This is a genomic window from Streptomyces sp. M-16, from assembly GCF_052114405.1.
Lineage (GTDB): Bacteria > Actinomycetota > Actinomycetes > Streptomycetales > Streptomycetaceae > Streptomyces.
This window is the reverse complement of record NZ_JBFRER010000224.1, coordinates 1-6,700: the sequence shown is the minus strand read 5'-3', so window position 1 is coordinate 6,700 and position 6,700 is coordinate 1. Positions and strand designations below refer to the sequence as shown.

The following is a 6,700-nucleotide window of genomic DNA, read 5'->3' as shown; positions in this document are numbered from 1 at the left end:
ACTCTCTTGTGAATGTTGTGTTTTCAGGGTTGTCTGCGCTGGTCGTCGAGAGTGTGGTGGACGGCGGTGAGGTGGTTCGGGTGACGGCGCGGACCAGGGATGTTCCGGTGCCGTGCCCGGTGTGTGGGGTGCCGACCGCGAAGGTGCACGACTATCACTGGCGGACGGTGGCGGACGGTGGCGGACGGTGGCRGACGTGCCGGTGGACGGCCGCCGGGTATCCGTCCGGGTGAGAGTGARGCGGCTGGTCTGCCCGGTGCTGGGCTGCCGTCGGCAGACATTCCGGGAACAGGTCCCCGGGCTTCTGGAGCGTCTTCAGCGCCGTACTACCCGTCTGACCAGGCAGGTCTCGCAGGTGGTCAAGGAGTTATGCGGCCGGGCGGCCGCCCGCCTCACGAGRGCTCTGGCCGTGCCGGTCGCCTACGCCACCGCTCTTCGTCTGCTCCTGCGTATCCCCACGCCGGTCATGCGGGTCCCGCGAGTGATCGGGGTCGACGACTTCGCCCTCAAGCGTCGGCACCGCTACGCCACCGTGATCATCAACGCCGAAACCGGCGAGCGGATCGACGTCCTGCCCGACCGCACCGCCCAGACCCTGGTCGCGTGGCTGCGCGAACACCCTGGCGTCGAGACCGTGTGCAGGGACGGCTCGGCAACCTACGCCGAGGCGATCCGAAWGGCTCTGCCGGACGCGGTGCAGGTCAGCGACAGGTGGCACCTGTGGAGCAACCTGTGCGGCAAGGTCCTGGCCGAAGTTCGCTCCCACGCCGGGTGCTGGGCCACCGCCGTGAACCCCGCCCGGGCTGGCGGAGTGCGTGAGCAGACCACCCGCGAGCGCTGGCAGCGKGTCCACCATCTCCTCGACCAGGGCGTCGGCCTGCTCGAATGCGCCCGCCGCCTCGATGTCTCCCTGAACACCGTCAAGCGGTACGCCCGCATGAAGGAGCCCACCGCAGAGCGCCGCGCGCCCCGCTACAAGCCCACACTCGTCGACCCCTACCGTGACCACCTGCGTCGGCGYCGGGCCGAAGACCCTGCGGTACCTGTCACCCACCTCCTGCGCGAGATCAAGGAGCTCGGCTATACCGGCAGCGCCAACCTTCTGGTCCGCTACATCACCCAGGGCCGCGCTGAGGGCTCCAAACCCGTCACAACCCCGCAGCGCTTCGCCCGCCTCCTGCTCACCCGCCCAGAGAACTACCACAACGGCCGCACCGAGGGCGTCAATACCCGCACCAAGAGGATCATGCGCCAGATGCACGGCCGCGCTGGATTCGACCTTCTCCGCCACCGCATCCTCATCCCGTAGTGGGAACACAGCGTCACCACCGACTACGGAACAGAGCCGAACGATTTACAGTCACCTCCCCGGCCGTGGTCCGCCACGGCAGCTGGACCACGACCCCGTCGGGCCCCACGAACCGCACGTTCACATGACGCGGATGCACCCCGCCCCCTCTGTCGAGTCCAAGGCAAGACCACAGGCAAGCCCCCTCCCCCTCAGTGGAGAACGGGTCGGCCAATCTGCGCAATGCGCAGATACACCGAGCCCCACGATGCGGTGAAAAACTCTCAGGCCAGCCCGAACGCTCCTTCTGACTCTGCTAAGTCCGGGGCGACAGCGCGTGTTCGGCGGAGGAGCATGCGCGCCAGCATCGCCCACCGCAAACCGTGGGCAGAATTGGACTGCGCAGGTTAGTTGAGCATTGTCCCGTCTCAATCGATCTGGTCCGGACCGGGACTGTGAGCTGGGGCGACCAGATGGGTTGAGACGGCTGCCTGACGCGGATCTCAATTGATGGGGTCCGCCTGGGCTGTTCTCCTGAGTTGTCTCCGGAGGTCCGGTCCGGCGGTGGCGGATCTGTTGTTAGCGGGCCTGGCGGGTCTTTCCGCCCCGGCGGATAGCCGGTGTGGAGCGGGCGTAGCGGTCGGCGAGTCGACGGAGGTGGGTGACCAGTTCCCCGGGCTCGCTGACCTCGAAGTCGAAGTCGAGCATGCCCAGGTAGACGGCGAGGGTCTGTACCGTGTCCGCACCGGTGACCAGTACGCAGCTGTCGGCGTCGACGGCCTCGACCGTGCCCACCGCCGGGTTGATCCGCTCGATCACCGCCGCCGCGGGCGCACGGACTACCACCCGCGCGTGGTAGCGCCAGGCGGCGCTCGACACCCGTTGGGAGACGTACGCGGAAACGTCGCCACCGGGCGGTTCGCGCGGGGCGAAGCGCGGTCCGGTCGGGGTTCGGGGCTCGATCCGGTCGACCCTGAAGGTACGCCAGTCCTCGCGCTCCACGTCCCAGGCCACCAGGTACCAGCGCCGTCCCCAGTTCACGGCCCGGTACGGCTCCACCAAGCGGCGCGTGGGCGAGCCCGCGTGGTCCAGGTAGTCGAACCGCAGCCGCTCCCGGTCGCGGCAGGCGGACACGAGAACGGTCAGCACGTCCGCGGAGACGGCCGGCACGGGACGGTCCGGGCGCACGGCCACGGTGTACGCCATCAGGGTCCGCACCCGGCGGCGCAGCCGTGACGGCAGCACCTGTTCCAGTTTGGCCAGCGCCCGAAGCGAGGTCTCTTCGGCGCCGGGGACGGCGCCCTGCGCGGCGGTGCGCAGGGCGATCGTCACGGCGACGGCCTCCTCGTCGTCGAGCAGCAGCGGAGGCATCGCCGCCCCGGCGCCCAGCCGGTAGCCGCCCGTGGCGCCGCGAGTGGCGTCCACGGGATAGCCGAGCTCGCGCAGCCGGTCGACGTCGTTGCGGACGGTACGGCCGCTCACCCCCAGCCGCTCGGCCAGTTCGGATCCCGGCCAGGACCTCGGGGCCTGCAAGAGGGAGAGCAGGCGCAGCAACCGTGCGGAGGTATCGAGCATGGGCCCTAGCCTGTTCTGCCATTAGGAAGGAATCGTGCCTATATCCAGAATAGTGTCTTACCCATGGAGAACAGCAGCAACACCGACGCCCGGATCCACCCCTTCCGCATCGACGTCCCGCAGGGCGACCTCGACGACCTGCGCGACCGGCTGGCGCGCACCCGCTGGGGGAGCGAGATCCCCGGCGCCGGGTGGAGCCGGGGTGTGCCCACCGACTACCTCAAGGCCTTGGCCGCGTACTGGGCCGACGGTTTCGACTGGCGCAAGGCGGAGGCGGAGCTCAACGAGTTCCCCCAGTTCACCACCGAGATCGACGGTCAGAACATTCACTTCCTCCACGTCCGTTCGCAGAACCCGGCGGCCGTCCCGTTGCTCCTGCTGCACGACTGGCCCTGTTCGTTCGTGCAGTTCGCCGACGTCATCCGGCCGCTGACGGAGGAGTTCCACGTCATCGTGACCTCGACGCCCGGCACCGGCTTCTCCGGCCCGCTCGGCGAGGCCGGCTGGAACACCGGCCGCATCGCGGGCGCGTTCGTCGAACTGATGGGCCGACTCGGCTACGACTCGTACGGCGTCCAGGGAACGGGCGGCGGCGCCTGGATCGCCGCCGAGATGGGGCGCCAGGCACCCGACCGGGTCATCGGCATCCACGTCAACGGCCTGGTCACCTTCCCCTCCGGGGACCCCTCCGAGTTCGAGGGGCTGACCGCGTCCGAGCAGGAGCGCCTCGCGCGGCTTGAGGACTTCCAGCAGGACAAGATGGGATTCAACGCCATCCAGTCCACCCGCCCGCAGACCCTCGCGTACGGCCTGCACGACTCGCCGGTCGGCCAACTCGCGTGGATCGCGGAGAAGTTCAAGGAATGGACGGACCCCGCCACCGAGCTCCCCGAGGACGCCGTGGGCCGCGACCGCCTGCTGACCAACATCAGCGTCTACTGGTTCAGCGGCACGGCCGGCTCCTCGGCGAACCTGTACTACGAGTCGGGCCACGACCCGAGCGCCTGGGCCCCGAAGCCGCGCGGCACCGTCCCGACCGGCGTGGCCGTCGCTCTGCACACCGACATCGCCATCCGCCGCTTCGCCGAGCGGGACCACAACATCACCCACTGGAGCGAGCTGGAGCGCGGCGGCAACTTCCTCGCGCTGGAGCAGCCGGAGGCGTTCGTCACCGACGTCCGCGCCTTCTTCCGCACGCTCGGCACCTGACACCTGCGGTTGGCACCCCGAGAGTGCCCGGGCAGCCCACGGCCTTGAAGCACCAGGCGGGGACTGCCCGGGCCGAGCCACTCCGGGATTCCCCTGACCGACGGCTGCCCCGGATTCCTCGACTTCACCGCCCAGCCGTCACACCGACCAGATCACCTGAGACGACGGGCGAATCGGACCAGATCACCTGAGGTGGGGACCGGGTCGACTGATGCTCGGCGTTGGTTGTTCAGTGGTTCGGCGTTGAGTTTTCAGTAGGTGTCGTGTGCTGTGACCTGGTGGTTTGTGGTGGCACGGTTCGTGTTCTGAAGTTCGGCGCTGATTTGTTGCTGAAGAGTGCTGCCGAACCTGGGGTGGAGTTCGCGCCGAGTCTGTAGGGATTGGAATGGAGCGTGTTGGGGGCGGTCTTCTTACTGGCCCTGTGTCAGGTGAGGTCTCGTGTTGCCCAGCCGGGTGGGAGCTTGGGGAGTCCGATGAGGGCATCGATGTCGAGGTATTCGAGGAGGAGTGCCTTGAGGTGTCGGCCGTCGATGAGTTCCAGTCGGTGGCGTGGAGCGAAGTCGTGACTTGCTTTGCCGAACCAGGCGGTGGTGACGACGATGCCTTTGGAGGCGACTTTGTCGTTGACCATGGCGGCGTGTGCGCGGACGGTCTCCGCTGGTACGAGGTTCTTGGTGCGTTTGGCTTGGATGATGCAGAGGCCTCCGACCAGGGGTTCCTCGCTGATGGCGACTGCGTCGATTCCGTCGTCGCGTGAGGCCTGGGTGACCCAGGACTTGAGTCCCCTCGCCTCGAACAGACGCCGGATGAGGTGTTCGAACTCGATGGGGTCGAGTGCGAGTAGGTCGGGTCGGCTGTCGAGGGCGGCGACCACGTCGTGTTCGGGTGCGAGTTTGAATTTGGCTAGGTCGAACGTGACTACTGGGCGGACGGGTTCCAGGTCGTAGGGGTGTTGAGAGACGATGGCGTTGAGGTAGTGCAGGGTCTGTACGGGGTCGAGTTGTGGTTCGTCCAGGACGAGTTCCTCGAAGGTGTTCCGCTCTGCACGCAGGCTGACCAGGCAGGGTCGGATGGCCTTTCCTGTAGCCCGGTCCTTGGCATTGACATGCCCGTTGAAGGCCACGACGTCGACCAGTGCGGGTGGTGTCACGGCGAGGGCTTCATCGATGGCGCGGAGCGCGAGTCTGGCGACGAGATCCCTGTACATGGCCTTGGTTTCGGCGTCTTTCCGAGGCTGTGGGACGACCGTGGGCGGAGGCGAACCCTTGTAGCGATACTGCATGGCCGCCGGTACTGCCATCTGGCTTGGGAGTTCGACGTCCAGCACGAGCTCTCGTGATTCGGGTGTGAACGCCGTACGCCACGTGCCGCGAAGTCCGTTGGGGTAGCTGACCTGGCCGAGTGCGCCTTCGACGTGGCTAGTCATCGCGTCGATGCCATTACTGAGAAAGGCCTGCTCTACCGGCAGACGGTGAGCGTGCAGTCCTCCCGCTCTGGCGGTGAGTACGGAGTTCAGGCGCTCGACCTGCTCCTCGACTTCGGCTGTCTTGGCTGCGGCTTCACGGCGCAGGTCCTCGCTCAGCTGCTGGCTTGCTCGCCGGTCGGCCTCGGCTTTCTCACGCGCCGCGGCCTTCTTCTTCTGCTCGGCCGCCTTCGTCCGGGCTGCTTCACGCTTCTCCAGGTCCCGGACGATCTGATCGGCCTTGCGTGCCTCCTCGGTACGCGCCCTCTCGTTCTGCTTCTTGGCCCGTACCCAGGCCTGCGCCTGCTCCCGCTCTCTCCGCGCGTCCTGCCTGGCCTGCCGGGCCACTTCCCGTTCCTCAGCGCGCGCCTGCCGCAGCCGCTCCGTCTCTGCCTGCTTCGCCGCTGCTGCCTTGGCCTTTTGGGCGTCGCGGTACGCCTGCATGAGCTGCGACGCCAGCGACTTCCTTCGCGCCATGGTTCCCCTTCGTAGCCCCGTCTGTAGGCAAGAGCTGCCCCGTGGGCTCCTGCATCAATCTGGGCGGTCCGCCTGAGCCGGGCGTCTCCGTTCGGGTGACGCTGCACGGCGTGTCTGTGTGAGGTGGGCAGGGGCGGACAGCGTCTTCGCGGGGCGTTTGTCTGGGGGGTGATGTGCATGGCCGGGGAGTGCCCCGACGCCGGGGACGTCGTGATGCCAACTGCTGTAGTGCGTGAGGCGGCTGTTGCCCGTCTGCTGTCGTTGGATTCCCGGGGCGAGCTGACGTCGGCTCATGTGCGGTTGGTGGCGTCGGTGTCCGGAGTGTCGGAGCGGACGGTGTGGAGCTGGCTGTCCGTGGGGCGCAGTGAGGGGCGGATGGGTCCGAAGCCGCGTTCGAGGCTCACCGTGACGCAGGAGATCCGGCAGCAGCTGGCGGTGTGGGGCGGGAATGTCTCCGCGGTGCACCGTGAGCTCGTGGCTCGTGCGGCGAAGGACCCGTCGCTGGGACCGGTGCCGTCGCTGTCGGTGTTCCACCGCGCGGTGCGGCAGGACTTGTCGGCGGGGGAGCGGGCTGGGTTGAAGGGTGGTGAGGGGGCCCGGCGTCGGTATGACGTCTATGGCAAGCGCCCGCGGATGCACCGGAACGCGTGTTGGGAGGGTGATCACAAGAGGGTCCCGGTGCGCGTGGA

General features: G+C 67.9%; 3 protein-coding genes and 2 pseudogenes. 3 read left to right on the top strand and 2 right to left on the bottom strand.

Going from position 1 to position 6,700, the window contains the following annotated elements; translation table 11 throughout:
* Positions 1-1,309, top strand: a pseudogene (locus AB4039_RS41180) (ISL3 family transposase); the annotation flags it as partial.
* 558 nt (positions 1,310-1,867) lie between these two features.
* Here AB4039_RS41180 and AB4039_RS41175 read toward each other — a convergent pair.
* Positions 1,868-2,863, bottom strand: a complete 996-nt coding sequence (locus tag AB4039_RS41175; protein ID WP_266844934.1) for a helix-turn-helix transcriptional regulator — start codon at positions 2,861-2,863, stop codon at positions 1,868-1,870.
* Between the two features lie 63 nt (positions 2,864-2,926).
* On the opposite strand from AB4039_RS41175, the gene AB4039_RS41170 reads away from it, so the two are divergent.
* On the top strand, positions 2,927-4,072 hold the full coding sequence (locus tag AB4039_RS41170; protein WP_442273200.1) for an epoxide hydrolase family protein: 1,146 nt from the start codon (positions 2,927-2,929) through the stop codon (positions 4,070-4,072).
* A 424-nt stretch (positions 4,073-4,496) separates the two neighbouring features.
* On the opposite strand, the gene AB4039_RS41165 is transcribed toward AB4039_RS41170, so the two are convergent.
* A complete protein-coding gene (locus AB4039_RS41165; RefSeq protein WP_442273199.1) occupies positions 4,497-6,011 on the bottom strand; it encodes a restriction endonuclease in 1,515 nt (504 codons plus the stop codon).
* 405 nt (positions 6,012-6,416) lie between these two features.
* On the opposite strand from AB4039_RS41165, the pseudogene AB4039_RS41160 reads away from it, so the two are divergent.
* Positions 6,417-6,700, top strand: a pseudogene (locus tag AB4039_RS41160) (ISNCY family transposase); the annotation flags it as partial.